At 56.8% G+C, this 14,094-nt stretch carries 16 protein-coding genes and 3 tRNA genes; 12 read left to right on the forward strand and 7 right to left on the reverse strand.

Annotated elements, in window-relative coordinates; genetic code table 11:
• The first annotated feature begins 3 nt into the window (after nucleotides 1-3).
• The 7 genes from BHU62_RS06915 (at nucleotide 4) to luxS (ending at nucleotide 3,842) form a co-directional block, all read left to right on the forward strand.
• Nucleotides 4-80 (forward strand) — tRNA-Arg (locus BHU62_RS06915).
• Between the two features lie 61 nt (nucleotides 81-141).
• A tRNA-Arg gene (locus BHU62_RS06920) sits at nucleotides 142-218 on the forward strand.
• Between the two features lie 52 nt (nucleotides 219-270).
• A tRNA-Arg gene (locus BHU62_RS06925) sits at nucleotides 271-347 on the forward strand.
• Between the two features lie 177 nt (nucleotides 348-524).
• Entirely contained in the window at nucleotides 525-1,091 is a 567-nt protein-coding gene (gene yqaB / locus BHU62_RS06930) for a fructose-1-phosphate/6-phosphogluconate phosphatase (RefSeq protein ID WP_073530280.1), read from the forward strand.
• Nucleotides 1,088-1,516 (forward strand): YqaA family protein, encoded by a 429-nt coding sequence (locus tag BHU62_RS06935; RefSeq protein ID WP_073530283.1) that lies wholly within the window; start codon nucleotides 1,088-1,090, stop codon nucleotides 1,514-1,516. Before yqaB ends, BHU62_RS06935 begins: the two co-directional genes overlap by 4 nt.
• 82 nt (nucleotides 1,517-1,598) lie before the next feature.
• Nucleotides 1,599-3,161, forward strand: a complete 1,563-nt coding sequence (gene gshA, locus BHU62_RS06940) for a glutamate--cysteine ligase (RefSeq protein WP_073530286.1) — start codon at nucleotides 1,599-1,601, stop codon at nucleotides 3,159-3,161.
• A 165-nt stretch (nucleotides 3,162-3,326) separates the two neighbouring features.
• Entirely contained in the window at nucleotides 3,327-3,842 is a 516-nt protein-coding gene (gene luxS / locus BHU62_RS06945) for an S-ribosylhomocysteine lyase (RefSeq protein ID WP_073530289.1), read from the forward strand.
• Between the two features lie 64 nt (nucleotides 3,843-3,906).
• On the opposite strand, the gene BHU62_RS06950 is transcribed toward luxS, so the two are convergent.
• Nucleotides 3,907-5,196, reverse strand: coding sequence for an HlyC/CorC family transporter (locus BHU62_RS06950; RefSeq protein WP_073530292.1), 1,290 nt, complete (start codon nucleotides 5,194-5,196; stop codon nucleotides 3,907-3,909).
• Between the two features lie 42 nt (nucleotides 5,197-5,238).
• On the reverse strand, nucleotides 5,239-6,030 hold the full coding sequence (locus BHU62_RS06955; RefSeq protein ID WP_004932506.1) for an inner membrane protein YpjD: 792 nt from the start codon (nucleotides 6,028-6,030) through the stop codon (nucleotides 5,239-5,241).
• A 169-nt stretch (nucleotides 6,031-6,199) separates the two neighbouring features.
• Here BHU62_RS06955 and ffh point away from each other — a divergent pair, with 169 nt between their 5' ends.
• From ffh to rplS, 5 genes are all read left to right on the forward strand, one after another.
• Nucleotides 6,200-7,561: a signal recognition particle protein gene (ffh, locus tag BHU62_RS06960; RefSeq protein WP_073530293.1), complete on the forward strand. Its 1,362-nt coding sequence runs from the start codon at nucleotides 6,200-6,202 to the stop codon at nucleotides 7,559-7,561.
• A gap of 214 nt (nucleotides 7,562-7,775) precedes the next feature.
• Nucleotides 7,776-8,024: a 30S ribosomal protein S16 gene (rpsP, locus tag BHU62_RS06965; protein WP_004932501.1), complete on the forward strand. Its 249-nt coding sequence runs from the start codon at nucleotides 7,776-7,778 to the stop codon at nucleotides 8,022-8,024.
• An 18-nt stretch (nucleotides 8,025-8,042) separates the two neighbouring features.
• Nucleotides 8,043-8,591, forward strand: coding sequence for a ribosome maturation factor RimM (rimM, locus tag BHU62_RS06970; protein WP_033637182.1), 549 nt, complete (start codon nucleotides 8,043-8,045; stop codon nucleotides 8,589-8,591).
• A 52-nt stretch (nucleotides 8,592-8,643) separates the two neighbouring features.
• Nucleotides 8,644-9,411, forward strand: coding sequence for a tRNA (guanosine(37)-N1)-methyltransferase TrmD (gene trmD, locus BHU62_RS06975; RefSeq protein ID WP_047569238.1), 768 nt, complete (start codon nucleotides 8,644-8,646; stop codon nucleotides 9,409-9,411).
• 48 nt (nucleotides 9,412-9,459) lie between these two features.
• Entirely contained in the window at nucleotides 9,460-9,816 is a 357-nt protein-coding gene (gene rplS, locus BHU62_RS06980; RefSeq protein WP_004932484.1) for a 50S ribosomal protein L19, read from the forward strand.
• 142 nt (nucleotides 9,817-9,958) lie between these two features.
• On the opposite strand, the gene BHU62_RS06985 is transcribed toward rplS, so the two are convergent.
• The 5 genes from BHU62_RS06985 to BHU62_RS07005 form a co-directional block, all read right to left on the reverse strand.
• Nucleotides 9,959-10,186: an ogr/Delta-like zinc finger family protein gene (locus BHU62_RS06985; RefSeq protein WP_073530302.1), complete on the reverse strand. Its 228-nt coding sequence runs from the start codon at nucleotides 10,184-10,186 to the stop codon at nucleotides 9,959-9,961.
• Nucleotides 10,187-10,275: 89 nt separating this feature from the next.
• Complete coding sequence (locus BHU62_RS06990) at nucleotides 10,276-11,427, reverse strand: contractile injection system protein, VgrG/Pvc8 family (RefSeq protein WP_073530303.1); 1,152 nt, start codon at nucleotides 11,425-11,427, stop codon at nucleotides 10,276-10,278.
• The gene (locus tag BHU62_RS06995) at nucleotides 11,424-11,885 is read right to left on the reverse strand and encodes a phage tail protein (RefSeq protein WP_073530304.1); all 462 of its coding nucleotides are present in this window, start codon (nucleotides 11,883-11,885) and stop codon (nucleotides 11,424-11,426) included. The genes BHU62_RS06990 and BHU62_RS06995 overlap by 4 nt, the downstream gene beginning before the upstream one ends.
• Before the next feature lie 11 nt (nucleotides 11,886-11,896).
• A complete protein-coding gene (locus BHU62_RS07000; RefSeq protein WP_073530327.1) occupies nucleotides 11,897-13,951 on the reverse strand; it encodes a phage tail tape measure protein in 2,055 nt (684 codons plus the stop codon).
• On the reverse strand, nucleotides 13,944-14,078 hold the full coding sequence (locus BHU62_RS07005) for a GpE family phage tail protein (RefSeq protein WP_073530329.1): 135 nt from the start codon (nucleotides 14,076-14,078) through the stop codon (nucleotides 13,944-13,946). The genes BHU62_RS07000 and BHU62_RS07005 overlap by 8 nt, the downstream gene beginning before the upstream one ends.
• Nucleotides 14,079-14,094: the final 16 nt, after the last annotated feature.

A 14,094-nucleotide genomic window follows, 5' to 3' on the forward strand; every position in this document is an offset into this window, starting at 1 on the left:
TTTGCATCCATAGCTCAGCTGGATAGAGTACTCGGCTACGAACCGAGCGGTCGGAGGTTCGAATCCTCCTGGATGCACCATATTTTGCAGTATGGTGGGGTAGTAACAACGTACCATACGGTATCAAAAAAGAATTCCTGTGCATCCATAGCTCAGCTGGATAGAGTACTCGGCTACGAACCGAGCGGTCGGAGGTTCGAATCCTCCTGGATGCACCATTCTTTCAGTCTCGCTTCATCAGCGAAGCAGACAGGCAGTAAAAATAGACATGCATCCATAGCTCAGCTGGATAGAGTACTCGGCTACGAACCGAGCGGTCGGAGGTTCGAATCCTCCTGGATGCACCATCTAAGAGAAACCCGCTTCGGCGGGTTTTTCGCTTTTCAGCGTTTATCAATCCGTTCCCCCTCTCTTCCCCCTTTGCGCCTGCTCAGGCACAGCACATTCCGTTATGACGCAGTCAGCGACAACCCACCGGCTTTACGCTAAAGTAGTTTTCTTTCCTCAACGATCATGGAGTAACGATGTACGACCGCTATCAGGGTCTTATTTTCGACATGGACGGCACGATTCTGGACACCGAACCAACGCACCGCAAAGCGTGGAGCGAAGTGCTGTCCCGTTATGGCATGACGTTTGACGAAGCGGCCATGGTGGCGCTGAACGGTTCACCGACCTGGCGCATCGCTCAGGCGATTATCGTCAGCCATCAGGCCGATCTCGATCCCCATCACCTGGCGGCGGAGAAAACCCGTGCGGTGGAAGCGATGCTGCTGGACAGCGTGCGTCCGTTGCCGCTGATCGAAGTAGTGAAGTCCTATCACGGCCGTCGTCCGATGGCGGTCGGTACCGGCAGCGAGCACCGTATGGCGGAAATGCTGTTGCGTCATCTCGGCCTGTTCCACTGCTTCGACGCCATCGTCGGCGCGGACGACGTGCAGCGCCATAAACCGGAGCCTGACACCTTCCTGCGTTGCGCCGAGCTGATCGGCGTTCCGCCGGAAAAGTGCGTGGTGTTTGAAGATGCCGATTTCGGCATTCAGGCGGCAAAAAGCGCCGGCATGGCCGCGGTAGACGTTCGTTCGCTGTGAGTAGTACGCTAGCCGTAATATCGTTATTTGGCAGTAGCTTCCTCAGTGCGACGCTGCTGCCGGGAAATTCAGAAATCGTTCTGGTCGCCTTGCTGGCCCAGAGTCGCGTCTCGCCGGAGTTGCTGGTGCTGGCGGCGACCTTGGGCAACACGCTTGGTGGCTTGACCAATGTCATTATCGGGCGCCTGTTACCGGCGTTGAAACCACAGCGGGGGCTGGCAACGGCGCTCGGGTGGCTGCAACGCTTCGGCCCGGCTGCGCTGTTGCTCAGCTGGGTGCCGGTGGTGGGCGATTTGTTGTGCGTGTTGGCAGGTTGGCTGCGCATGCCCTGGGGCTCTGTCGCGCTGTTTCTGTGTATCGGAAAGGCGCTGCGTTACATCATTTTGGCTATGATAACGATACAGGGCATCGCCTGGTGGCAGTAACCAAGTGAATATAACTCAATATTCTCTCGGGTGCGGATTCAGTATGCTTACGAGTTATTGTTTTTAGAAGCGGGAGGTCAATTTGATCCCGGACGTATCACAGGCGCTTTCTTGGTTGGAAGCCCATCCCCAGGCATTAAAAGGCATTCGTCGCGGCATCGAGCGTGAAACGCTGCGGGTCACGCCGAACGGCACCTTGGCGACCACCGGGCATCCGGAAAAGCTGGGCGCGGCATTGACGCACCACTGGATCACCACGGACTTTGCCGAAGCGCTGTTAGAGTTTATTACGCCGGTTGATGACAACATCGATCACCTGCTGACGTTCCTGCGCGATATCCATCGCTACGTGGCGCGCAATATTGGCGAAGAGCGCATGTGGCCGCTCAGCATGCCGTGCTTTATCGAAGCCGAGCAGGATATCGAGCTGGCGCAGTTCGGTTCGTCAAACATTGGTCGCATGAAAACGCTGTACCGCGAAGGGCTGAAGAATCGTTACGGCGCGTTGATGCAGACCATCTCCGGCGTGCACTACAACTTCTCACTGCCGCTGGAGTTTTGGCAGGCATGGGCCGGCGTGCAGGATGAGCAAAGCGGTAAAGAGCAGATCTCGGCGGGCTATTTCCGCCTGATCCGCAACTACTATCGCTTCGGCTGGGTGATCCCGTATCTGTTCGGCGCGTCGCCGGCCATCTGTTCGTCGTTCCTCAAGGGGCGCGAGACCAATCTGCCGTTCGAGCGTACCGAGCAGGGCATGTGCTACCTGCCGTACGCTACCTCGTTGCGTCTGAGCGACTTGGGCTATACCAACAAATCGCAGAGCAATCTGGGCATCACCTTCAACGATCTGCACAGCTATGTGGCGGGTCTGAAGCGGGCGATTGCCACGCCTTCCGAAGAGTTCGCCAAGCTGGGCGTGAAAGAGGGCGATCGCTACCTGCAACTGAACAGCAACGTGCTGCAAATCGAAAACGAGCTGTATGCGCCGATCCGGCCGAAGCGGGTAACCAAAAGCGGCGAGACGCCGTCAGACGCGCTGCTGCGCGGCGGTATCGAATACATCGAAGTGCGTTCGCTGGACATCAACCCGTTCTCGCCGATCGGCGTGGATGCGGTGCAGGCGCGTTTCCTGGACCTGTTCCTGGTGTGGTGCGCGTTGGCCGATGCGCCGGAAATGAGCAGCGATGAGCTGCTGTGTACGCGCAAAAACTGGAACCGGGTGATCCTGGAAGGGCGTAAGCCGGGCCAGACCATCGGTATCGGTTGCGACGCCAGCCGTGAACCGTTGGAAAAAGTGGGCAAGGCGCTGTTCGACGATCTGCACCGGGTGGCGGAAGTGTTGGACGGCGAAGCCGGCAATCGTCAGTACCAGCAGGTGTGCGATGAGCTGATCGCCGCGTTCGACGATCCTGAACTGACCTTCTCCGCGCGCATCCTGAGGGCGATGAAGGCGGAAGGCACCGGGCGCGTCGGCCTGCAGCTGGCGGAGCAGTATCGCAAGACGTTGCTGGAAGAACCGCTGGAAATCCTGAACGAAACCGAGCTGGATAAAGAGCGAGAAGCCTCGTGGCAGCGCCAACGCGACATAGAAGCCAATGATACGCTAAGCTTTGAAGCGTTCCTGAAGCAAAACGGCGGGAGCTGAAAAGAAAAAGGCCACATCAATGTGGCCAAATATGCATCTCTGATGACAGGGATGATGATAACAAATGCGCGTCTTTCATATACTCAGACTCGCAGGGTTGGAAAAGGTTTCCTGGTTAGGAAAAAAAGTTTCGAAATAAATGCTCTTTTACGAGGAGGTAGCGAAATGCCATTGCTGGATAGCTTTACCGTCGATCATACCCGTATGGCAGCTCCGGCTGTCCGCGTTGCGAAAACCATGAAAACACCTCATGGCGATACCATCACGGTGTTTGATCTGCGCTTTTGCCGCCCGAACCTGGAAGTGATGCCCGAGCGCGGCATTCACACTCTGGAGCACCTGTTCGCCGGTTTTATGCGTGACCACCTGAACGGCCTGGGCGTGGAGATTATCGATATCTCCCCGATGGGCTGCCGTACCGGTTTCTACATGAGCCTGATCGGCGTGCCGGAAGAGCAGCGCGTAGCCGATGCGTGGAAAGCGGCGATGGCCGACGTGCTGAAAGTGACCGACCAGCGCAAGATCCCTGAGCTGAACGAGTACCAGTGTGGCACTTATCATATGCACTCGCTGGAAGAAGCGCAGGAGATCGCCAAGCACATTCTGGATAACGGCGTGGTGGTGAACCACAACGATGAGCTGGCGCTGCCGGAAGAGAAATTGCAGGAACTGCATATCTAGCCTCAACGTCCCGCAAAAATAGAAAAAGACGCGATTTCGCGTCTTTTTTACTTTCTGGCCGGGGTCAGTGATGGCCGACGCTGGACTGCAGCGAGGTGATCGGCGTGACCCGCACCTGTTTGATCATGTTGCCCTGCACGTCGAGGATGTCGATATCGTAATGGCTGATGCGCACCCGAGTGCCGGTTTCGGGGATCTCTTCCAGCTCTTCGAGCAGCATGCCATTGACTGTGCGCGCCTCGTTGGCCGGCAGGGTCCAGTTGAAGGCCTTGTTCAGCTCGCGCACGTTGGCGGTGCCGTCGATCAAGACCGAGCCATCGCTCTGCGGCGTGACTTCTTCCGCCAGCGTCGGTGACATCGAGGTGGTGAAGTCGCCGACGATCTCTTCGAGAATGTCTTCCACCGTGACCAGGCCCTGAATGTCGCCGTACTCGTCGACCACAATGCCGACCTTCTCTTTATTGCGCTGGAACTTCACCAGCTGCACGTTGAGCGGCGTGCCTTCCGGCACGAAGTAAATCTCATCGGCGGCGCGCAGCAGGTTCTCTTTGTTGAACTCTTTCTTCTCGGTCATCAGGCGGTAGGCTTCGCGCACGCGCAGCATGCCGATGGCGTCGTCCAGCGAGCTGCGATACAGCACGATACGGCCGTGCGGCGAGTGGGTCAGCTGACGCATGATCGACTTCCAGTCGTCGTTGACGTCGATGCCGACGATCTCGGTGCGTGGCACCATGATGTCGTTAACCGTCACCTTTTCCAGATCCAGCACCGAGATCAGCATGTCCTGATTGCGGCGGGATATCTGCGACTGGGATTCGCGCACGATGGTGCGCAGCTCATCCTTGCTGACGGCGTCGCTGATGCGCACGTTGGTGCGAATGCCGAACAGGCGCAAGGTCAGGCTGGTGATGCCGTTGAGCAGCCAGACCAGCGGGAACATCACCTTTTGCAACGGCGCCAGCAGGAAGCTGCTGGGGAAGGCGATGCGTTCCGGGTAGAGCGCGGCGAAGGTCTTCGGCAGCACTTCGGCGAACAGCAGCACGGCGAAGGTCAGCACGCCGGTGGCGATCGCCACGCCGAGGTCGCCATACAGCCGCATGCCGACGATGGTCGCCAACGCCGAGGCGAGGATGTTGACCAGGTTGTTGCCGATCAGCACCAGGCCGATCAGCCGATCCGGTTTTTGCAGCAGCTTCTCCACCCGACGCGCCGAGCGGTTGCCCTGTTTGGACAGGTGACGCAGGCGATAGCGATTGAGCGTCATCATGCCGGTTTCGGAGGCGGAGAAGTAAGCGGAGACCACGATCATGATCACCAGGATAATGATGAGGGTCCCCGTCGACACATGCTCCAATGCAGTATTCCTTATAGAGAGGGAGAATTGAACCGGGCTGGCTTAGCGCACCATCACCTGCTGAATCAGACGGCTGCCGAAGTAGGCGAGTGTCAGCAGGAAGGCGCCGGCGAAGCTGAACCAGACGACGCGGCGGCCGCGCCAGCCCTCATGGTAATGGCCCCACAACAGCACGATATACACGAACCAGGCCATGATCGACAGCACGGCTTTATGCACGTTCTCTTTGCTGAACAGATTATCCATATACAGCAGGCCGGTACACAGGGTGAGCGTCAGCAGCACCACGCCAATCTGGGTGATATGGAACATCTTGCGCTCGATGCTCATCAGCGGCGGCATGTCGGCGCTGAAGGTCAGCTTCTTGTTTTTCAACAGGTAATCGAGCCAGGCAAGCTGCAAGGCATACAGCGCGGCGATGATCAGAGTGGCATAAGAGAACAGCGCCAGGCCGATATGCACCATCAGTTCCGGGCTGGCCTCCAGGTGAGTGATAAACTCGCCGGGCATAAAGCTGGCGAAGGCCAGATTGATCATCGCGAAGCTGTAGACGATCGGGAGCAGGAACCAGCCGCGGTCGCGCGAGGCGACGAAGGTCATGACTGAGCAGATGATCAGGCTGACGATAGAGCCAATGTTCAGCAGGCTGAGATTCTGCCCGGCGCTGACGTCAAAAATGCGCTGCTGCAGCGCGATGGCGTGGCAAATCAGCGCCACCACCGCCGAGACGAGGGCAAGCCGACGGTATGCGCTGTTCTTCCGCAACAAGCTGGGAATGATCAGTCCAAGGCTGAGCAGGTAGGCCATCAAAGCCACAATGGAGAAAACTGGCATAGCGTTTAATTTTGCTTCGGCGTGGTTAATTGGAGTGTCAGTATAGCGTTGCGCGCGTTTCACTCCAACCGATCTCCAATGCTGAGGCAGAGATCCTGCGCGCTTCGTGTTATCATCGGCGCAATTGTGTCGCCGGAGCGGCCTGTCATTACACGTTGAGCATGAGACGATGTTTGAAAATTTAACCGATCGATTGTCGCGCACGTTGCGCAATATCAGCGGCCGCGGGCGGCTGACCGAAGAGAATATCAAGGACACCCTGCGTGAAGTGCGCATGGCATTGCTGGAAGCGGACGTTGCGCTGCCGGTGGTGCGCGACTTCATCAACCGCGTCAAAGAGAGCGCGGTCGGCCATGAAGTCAACAAGAGCCTGACGCCGGGGCAGGAGTTCGTCAAGATCGTCAAAGGCGAGCTGATCGCCGCGATGGGCGAAGTGAATACCGAACTGAACCTGGCGGCCCAACCGCCGGCGGTGGTGCTGATGGCGGGCCTGCAGGGCGCCGGTAAAACCACCAGCGTCGGTAAGCTCGGCAAATTCCTGAAAGAAAAACAGAAGAAGAAAGTGTTGGTGGTTTCCGCGGACGTTTATCGCCCGGCGGCGATCAAACAGCTGGAAACGCTGGCGGAAGGCGTCGGCATTGACTTCTTCCCGTCCGACGTCAAAGAAAAACCGATCGATATCGTTAACCGCGCGCTGCAACAGGCCAAGCTGAAGTTCTACGACGTGCTGATCGTCGATACCGCCGGCCGTTTGCACGTTGACGAAGCGATGATGGACGAGATCAAGCAGGTGCACGCGGCGATCAAGCCGGTGGAAACTCTGTTCGTGGTCGACGCCATGACCGGCCAGGACGCCGCCAATACCGCCAAGGTGTTTAACGAAGCGCTGCCGCTGACCGGCGTGGTGCTGACCAAGGTTGATGGCGACGCGCGCGGCGGCGCCGCGCTGTCCATCCGTCATATCACCGGCAAGCCGATCAAGTTCCTCGGCGTGGGCGAGAAGACCGAAGCGCTGGAGCCGTTCTACCCGGATCGCGTGGCATCGCGCATCCTGGGCATGGGCGACGTGCTGTCGCTGATCGAAGATATCGAAAGCAAGGTCGATCGCGAGCAGGCGGAGAAGCTGGCCAACAAGCTGAAGAAGGGCGACGGTTTCGATCTGACCGACTTCCTGGAACAGCTCAAGCAGATGCGCAACATGGGTGGCATGGCCAACATGCTGAGTAAGCTGCCGGGCGCCGGCCAGCTGCCGGACAACGTCAAGTCGCAGATGGACGACAAAGTGCTGGTGCGCATGGAGGCGATCATCAATTCGATGACCCTGAAAGAGCGCGCCAAACCGGAAATCATCAAAGGCTCGCGCAAGCGCCGCATCGCGATGGGTTCCGGCATGCAGGTGCAGGACGTCAACCGCTTGCTGAAGCAGTTCGACGAAATGCAGCGTATGATGAAGAAGATGAAGAAAGGCGGTATGGCGAAGATGATGCGCGGCATGAAAGGCATGATGCCGCCAGGCTTCCCAGGCCGCTGACGGGCCCCCGCACGCCGAGTGCGGGCGCTTTCAGCATTCGCCGTTCGCGGTGAAAACCGCCCGAAATTTGACAGGCTGCAAAAGTTGTCCCCTGCGATCGACGCTTTAGATTGCTTTTTGCGCCAAAATGAGTAAAATTTTCGGGCTTTTTATATTGCAACCGGGCCCCGTCCCTCAATGGGGCCCGGCTGTTTTATTAACTAAAGAGGATGTTATGGTAACAATTCGTTTGGCACGTGGCGGCGCTAAAAAGCGTCCGTTCTATCAAGTAGTAGTGACCGACAGCCGCAACGCTCGTGATGGTCGTTTCATCGAGCGCGTAGGCTTCTTCAACCCGATCGCTTCCGGTCAGGCTGAAGCACTGCGTCTGGACCTGGACCGCATCGAGCACTGGGTTGGTCTGGGTGCAACCGTTTCTGATCGCGTTCACGCGCTGATCAAAGACGCTAAGAAAGCAGCTTAATCTGTCGCGGTGGTGGCAATGAGCAAGCAACTCAAACCGGTAGCGCCGATCGCGCCGATTGTACTCGGTAAAATGGGGTCTGCTTACGGCATTCGTGGTTGGCTCAGAGTGTTTTCATCCACCGAGAACGCCGAAAGCATTTTTGACTATCAGCCGTGGTTTATCCAGCAGGCGGGTCAGTGGCAGCATATCGAGTTGGAAGACTGGAAGCGCCACAGTCAGGATCTGATCATCAAGGTCAAAGGCATTGACGATCGGGACGCGGCGAATCTGCTGACTAATCGCGAGATTATGGTGGATTCCGATCAACTTCCTCCGCTGGAGGGTGACGATTACTACTGGAAAGACCTGATGGGCTGCCAGGTAGTCACCACCGCCGGCTACGAGCTGGGTAAAGTCATCGATATGATGGAAACCGGCTCGAACGATGTGATGGTTGTGAAAGCGAACCTGAAAGATGCGTTCGGCATGAAGGAGCGGTTGATTCCGTTTCTTCATGGGCAGGTTATCAAGAAAGTCGATCTCACTGCCCGCGTGATTGAGGCAGATTGGGATCCTGGTTTTTGACCTCCGGATCACACGGTCGAAGCAAGTGGAATAACGGTAAGGGGATTGGCTTGTGTTCATCGGTATTGTAAGCCTGTTTCCTGAGATGTTCCGCGCTATCACCGATTACGGGGTGACTGGCCGGGCAGTAAAAAATGGCCTGCTGAGCGTGCAGTGTTGGAGTCCTCGCGACTTCACCTACGACCGGCATCGTACCGTGGACGATCGCCCTTACGGCGGCGGCCCGGGAATGCTGATGATGGTGCAACCTTTACGGGAAGCCATTCATGCGGCGAAAGCAGCGGCAGGCGAGGGAGCAAAGGTGATTTATCTGTCACCTCAGGGGCGCAAGCTGGATCAAACCGGCGTGTGCGAACTGGCGGCCAATCAGAAGATGATTCTGGTGTGCGGCCGTTACGAAGGGATAGACGAGCGCGTAATCCAAACCGAAATTGACGAAGAATGGTCAATCGGCGATTACGTTCTCAGCGGCGGGGAACTGCCGGCAATGACCCTGATTGATTCAGTCGCCCGTTTCATACCGGGTGTGCTGGGCCATCAGGCCTCAGCGGAGGAAGACTCCTTCGCCGACGGATTGCTGGACTGCCCGCACTATACCCGCCCAGAGGTGTTGGAAGGGATGGAAGTACCGCCGGTTCTGCTGTCGGGCAACCATGCCGAGATACGTCGCTGGCGCTTAAAGCAGTCGCTGGGCCGAACCTGGCTTAGAAGACCTGAACTTCTAGAAAGCCTAGCTCTGACTGACGAGCAAGCGGTGTTGCTGGCTGATTTCCAACGGGAACATCAGGCCAGGCAACAGGACTATGAAGGGAACGTCTGACATCAGACGGGACCGATATATCAGTTTACCTAGGGTAAGAGACATATTATGAGCAACATTATTAAGCAACTTGAACAAGAGCAGATGAAACAAGACGTACCTGCATTCCGTCCGGGTGATTCCGTGGAAGTGAAGGTATGGGTCGTTGAAGGTAGCAAAAAACGTCTGCAGGCATTCGAGGGCGTGGTTATCGCTATCCGTAACCGCGGTCTGCACTCTGCATTCACTGTTCGTAAGATTTCCAACGGCGAAGGTGTTGAGCGCGTATTCCAGACTCACTCCCCAGTAATCGACAGCATTACTGTTAAACGTCGTGGTGCCGTTCGTAAAGCTAAACTGTACTACCTGCGTGAGCGTACTGGTAAGGCTGCTCGTATCAAAGAGCGTCTGAACCGCGTTGGCTAACGCTGCATCCAAAAGTTAATAGTGATCAGGGGTTGGCTTATGCCAACCCCTTTTTTTATCTGAAAATTCTGCTGAATTGCATTTGCGAGATTTGGCCGCGTGGTAGCGACATAAAAAAGCCTGCATCAGCAGGCTTTTTGCATTACAGCGCCGCGGCGCCTTGCTTATGTTGGCTCTCCGGCGGGTGCGGCTGCGCCGGGACAATATCATCGCCTGGCTTGACGATCACCCGCGCAACGGACTCATGCGTAGCGAACGTGCAGCTGCAGTTGATGTTGCGGCATTGATGATAGCGTTCTTTGGTCGACTCGCTCAGATAGCGACTGGAGCGAGTGTGGGCCACGTTACCGCATAATGGACAGTGCATCATAGTTGAATCCCTCTTTCTGCTACATCAAGTTATATGACTTATAATAGCTCATTGTCTTGCAAAAGCAAGATTAAGATGCAAATGAAATCTCAAGACTCTGTGCTCTGATACTCTAGGTCGGTAAGCAAAATCTCCAGGTCCAGGCTGCAGGTGTAACCCGTGCCGGTCAAGTTATGGGTGACCTTACTAATGACCCATGGTTGATTATCGATGACGTTTTTAAAGCCGCGCACCTGGATAGGGCGCTCTGGAAACAGGTCCGGACGCCCCAGGGCCAGATTGATGGTGAACTTGGCGACGCCTTTTTGAATACGTTTAAACAGCGCTTCAGCCGCGCGCATGGCGGAGGCTTTGTCGCGAAAGACCTTGGGAATGTGATAGACCTGGTCGGGTTGACCCACCATATAACTGGAAGGATTCTCCGATTTGCTTACAGGGACTCCGGGTTTGGCGTCAGGATGTTTCGCCTCATTGTTTTTGGGCACCGGTTGTTGGCGCTGAAGCCTGACGGCCTTCTGTGCTTCTTCCGGCTTGTCGGTATTGAGCCAAACCGCGGAAACGCCGCTATAGGCTTTGGCATCCGCGAGCTGGAAGGTATGGCTATCGCCATCGCTGCGCGACAACGTCATCCTCGGAATCGGCTCGCCGCTAGCGGTGCGCCCCATGCCCGGCGTCAGGAACAGAATGCGTTGATACTTGATGCTGGCCTGAGCGCCGTTGAGGATGGCTAGACGGGTGAGAAACTGCAGGTCTGACTCGTTAGTTTGGTCGATATGAGGAACTTTGATGGCCGCAATCTCCGGCGCGAGGGAGGGGGCAGGCAAGCTGTTGCGGTCAGCGATCAACTGGACGATATCGCCAACCGTCTTATCGTGATAAGACTCGCTGCGCAGTTGCGTCATCGAGCTGCGAAAATCCGCGCTGCGAGCGGTGATTTGCAAGGTGTCCGGGGTGCCGCTGTGAGTGATGGTATCGACGATGAACTTTCCCTGGCCGATTAGGGCGGAACCCTGCCAACCGAGAAACAGTTCGAGAACCGCTCCTCGTTCGGGCATGCGTAGCTGGCCATCGCTGTCATCCAGCGTCAGGCTCAAGGTATCTGCTTTGAACCCGCTAAAATCCTCCATCTTCAGTAAAAGCAGCCGATCGCGAATATTCGCCGTAATGTCGTTTTCGCTCAAGGTCAGAATGAAATCGGGGGCGAGCTTCGCCCCCATGGGTTGATAGGTTTCGGTGATCATAAGGTTATCCCCGTCGCTTTTTGCGCTTTATCGAGCAATTCCGTCGCCTGGTGGCGCAGATCGCCAAACATGGCGTGTAACGACTCATCTACGCGTTTCAGCGTGATATCGAAATTAATTTGCCGCGGTTGCCCATCCGGGAAAAATTGGCTGCTGGTTTGGGCGATCTTCTCAATCACGAACATGCCGTAGATAGCGCCGCTGCCTTCAATCAACGGCCAGGCGCGGCCTTGCTCGGCCATGGTTTGCAATGCGAGCAACGAAAGACGGCCGCCGGTCAGTTCCGGCAGCAGTTGGCCGCTGAGCGTGATGGTCTCCACGTCGACACCAAGAAACTGTGAGGTGGCACGCTGCCCAATCCGGTCATTTTGCGGCCAACGGTACCCCATCTGGCGGTTCATGGTTTGATAAGGGATTGTGCGTAACATAAATACGAATAACCCAAGCGTTAGCATCATGATTAGGATCCTTATGCGAAGCGGTACTCTGAATAGACGGCGTTTTCTTTGTCCAACTGGTTCTGTCGATTTACATGGTTGATGATTTGTTCGACCTCCCGACGGTCCATGCCTGGGGTGGTATTAATGGTCATATGATTGGTGATGTTACGGTTGTTGGCCGTTGAGATAGCACCCGGCGCCATGGCCGGTTGATAGTTCTGCACCGCCGCTCCCTCTATTAACCCGCTCGACGCCAGATCGTTTTGCACGGTCTTGATTTGTTCATCATCCAATTCCGGCTGATTGCCGCTCAACAGGCCGAGAGCTTTCAACAGCCGTATCACGCCGTTGCTGAGCTTGGCGAGCATGGCAGTCGGCCAAGTCAAGTATGCCGTTAGGGCTTCGCCGAACGCCTTGCCATAGCCGGCGGCGTTGTTTAACCCTTCTTGCGTCATCTGGATCGGCGCCAGCAGTTCCAGCAGCGCGTTAAAGCCTTGTTTGACCAGGTCAATCACCCATTCGAACACTTCCAGCATCGGGGCGAAACTTTTGACGATCGGTGAGATGGCGGCGGCAAAACCGCTGGCTACCCCACCCATAAACGCGCTGATCGGCTCCCAGTACTTATAGATCAAGGCGGCGCCGCCGATGATCGCCGCGACGACGGCTGCAATCGGCAGACTGAGCGCGGTGAACGCGCCGGCGATAATGCCCCCCACGGACGTGAATACCGTCCCCAACAGGCCCGCGCCGGCCATCAACATGCTGATGGCGCTCAACGCCGGAGCGATGAAGACGCCGATGGATGACAGCCCACTGACCAAGGCGGTAATGGCGATGCCGACGGTCATCAACGTGTTGGCCAGTTCAGGGTTGGCTTGCGTCCACTGTCCGAGCCTGATCAGCCAGCCGGCGGCGGCTTGCGTCAGTTGCCGCAAAGCGGTATTTTGCCCATCGAACAGGCCGATGCGCAGGCTATCCCATGAGGCGAACAGTTTTTTAATATCGCCATCCAGGTTGTCGCCTCTGACGGTTACCAGCATCTGAGCGGCGCCGTCGACGCTGCCGAGGCTGCGCCCCTGAGGCGCCAACTGCGCAGCGGTTTGTTCCAGACCCAGGCCATCGCGCTTCGCCGCGGGCGCTGCCGTGCGCAGTTGGGTCTCTAGCTCGCTCAGACTCAGTTGATAACGGTTGCCGGCTTTGGTCAGCACATCAGCGATATTGCCTGCTTGAGCAACGGGCAGCTGAAAGGTACTTTGGATCCCTGTCAGCGCTTTTACCGCCTCCTCAATGCTGCTGCCGCTGGCATTGGCCAGGTTCAGCGCCGCCGGCGCCGCGGTCAGCACCTCCTGCGCATTGTAGCCGGCGCTTGCCAGTGCGCTTTGCGCTTGAACGACCTCTTGTGCGGATTGTCCTTCGGCGGCCATGCCGGTTGCCTGCCGGCGCAAACCGGTCAGATGCGGATCGCCATTATCCAATCCCAACTGTGCCTGTACGCCCGACATCTGTTGCTCGAACTTCATGCCCGGCGTAAACAGCGTCTTCCCCGCGCCAAAAATTTTACCTGCCGTTTCCGCGCTTTGTGCGCTGAATGCGCGGAGCTTGCCAATTTTTTCCTGGCGATTTTGGTCATCGCCAAGCACTTCCTGGCGTCTGTTTTGGCGCAGATCCTGGCGTATGCCACGCTGATGGTTAAGGATGCCTTGCGTCACGTCTGCTTTCTTCTGGGATTTGCGCTGGGCAAGAGGCAAATCGGCGGTATCCACCTCTCTTGCCTGTAATTGCCGTTCCAGGCGCTGTTGACTGCGCGATGTGAGGGTTTTTCGCGCGCTTTGCACTACGTAATTGAGGTTCGCCTGCTGCGCCGTCGCGATATCCTCCGGGGAAGAGAGAAATGCGGGCAAGCTTGCGCGGATATGTCGAATCTCATCCAGTTTGCGAAGCGCGTTCGCTTGCGCCGCTTTGACCTTCAACAATTCGGCGAGTTGAGATTGATTTTTCCGCTCGGTTTTGAGCTTCTGACGAAATTCGCGGACGGTATTGTCCGCGTTTTTCAACGCTTCTTTGCTGTCGGTATCACTCATCTTTATTTACTCCGCTACGTTGCAGCGCTCTGTGGCGCCAGCCGATCAGCTCGGCCAGCGTCATGTCGTTCATTTCCGAAGGCGGCCAGTGAAAAATCACCGCGATATCCGCCATCAGGTCATCCACTGTCAGAGCGGGATCG

Origin of the sequence: Serratia marcescens (assembly GCF_001902635.1) — a bacterium.
Classification (GTDB): domain Bacteria; phylum Pseudomonadota; class Gammaproteobacteria; order Enterobacterales; family Enterobacteriaceae; genus Serratia; species Serratia marcescens_F.

What these genes read in the sequence shown, in the direction of transcription:
- BHU62_RS06955 (WP_004932506.1), bottom strand. Translation starts at nt 6,030, where the DNA reads ATGCCAGTTTTCTCCATTGTGGCTTTGATGGCCTACCTGCTCAGCCTT.
- luxS (WP_073530289.1), top strand. Translation starts at nt 3,327, where the DNA reads ATGCCATTGCTGGATAGCTTTACCGTCGATCATACCCGTATGGCAGCT.
- BHU62_RS06985 (WP_073530302.1), bottom strand. Translation starts at nt 10,186, where the DNA reads ATGATGCACTGTCCATTATGCGGTAACGTGGCCCACACTCGCTCCAGT.
- rimM (WP_033637182.1), top strand. Translation starts at nt 8,043, where the DNA reads ATGAGCAAGCAACTCAAACCGGTAGCGCCGATCGCGCCGATTGTACTC.
- BHU62_RS06990 (WP_073530303.1), bottom strand. Translation starts at nt 11,427, where the DNA reads ATGATCACCGAAACCTATCAACCCATGGGGGCGAAGCTCGCCCCCGAT.
- BHU62_RS07000 (WP_073530327.1), bottom strand. Translation starts at nt 13,951, where the DNA reads ATGAGTGATACCGACAGCAAAGAAGCGTTGAAAAACGCGGACAATACC.
- ffh (WP_073530293.1), top strand. Translation starts at nt 6,200, where the DNA reads ATGTTTGAAAATTTAACCGATCGATTGTCGCGCACGTTGCGCAATATC.
- BHU62_RS06995 (WP_073530304.1), bottom strand. Translation starts at nt 11,885, where the DNA reads ATGATGCTAACGCTTGGGTTATTCGTATTTATGTTACGCACAATCCCT.
- rpsP (WP_004932501.1), top strand. Translation starts at nt 7,776, where the DNA reads ATGGTAACAATTCGTTTGGCACGTGGCGGCGCTAAAAAGCGTCCGTTC.
- rplS (WP_004932484.1), top strand. Translation starts at nt 9,460, where the DNA reads ATGAGCAACATTATTAAGCAACTTGAACAAGAGCAGATGAAACAAGAC.
- yqaB (WP_073530280.1), top strand. Translation starts at nt 525, where the DNA reads ATGTACGACCGCTATCAGGGTCTTATTTTCGACATGGACGGCACGATT.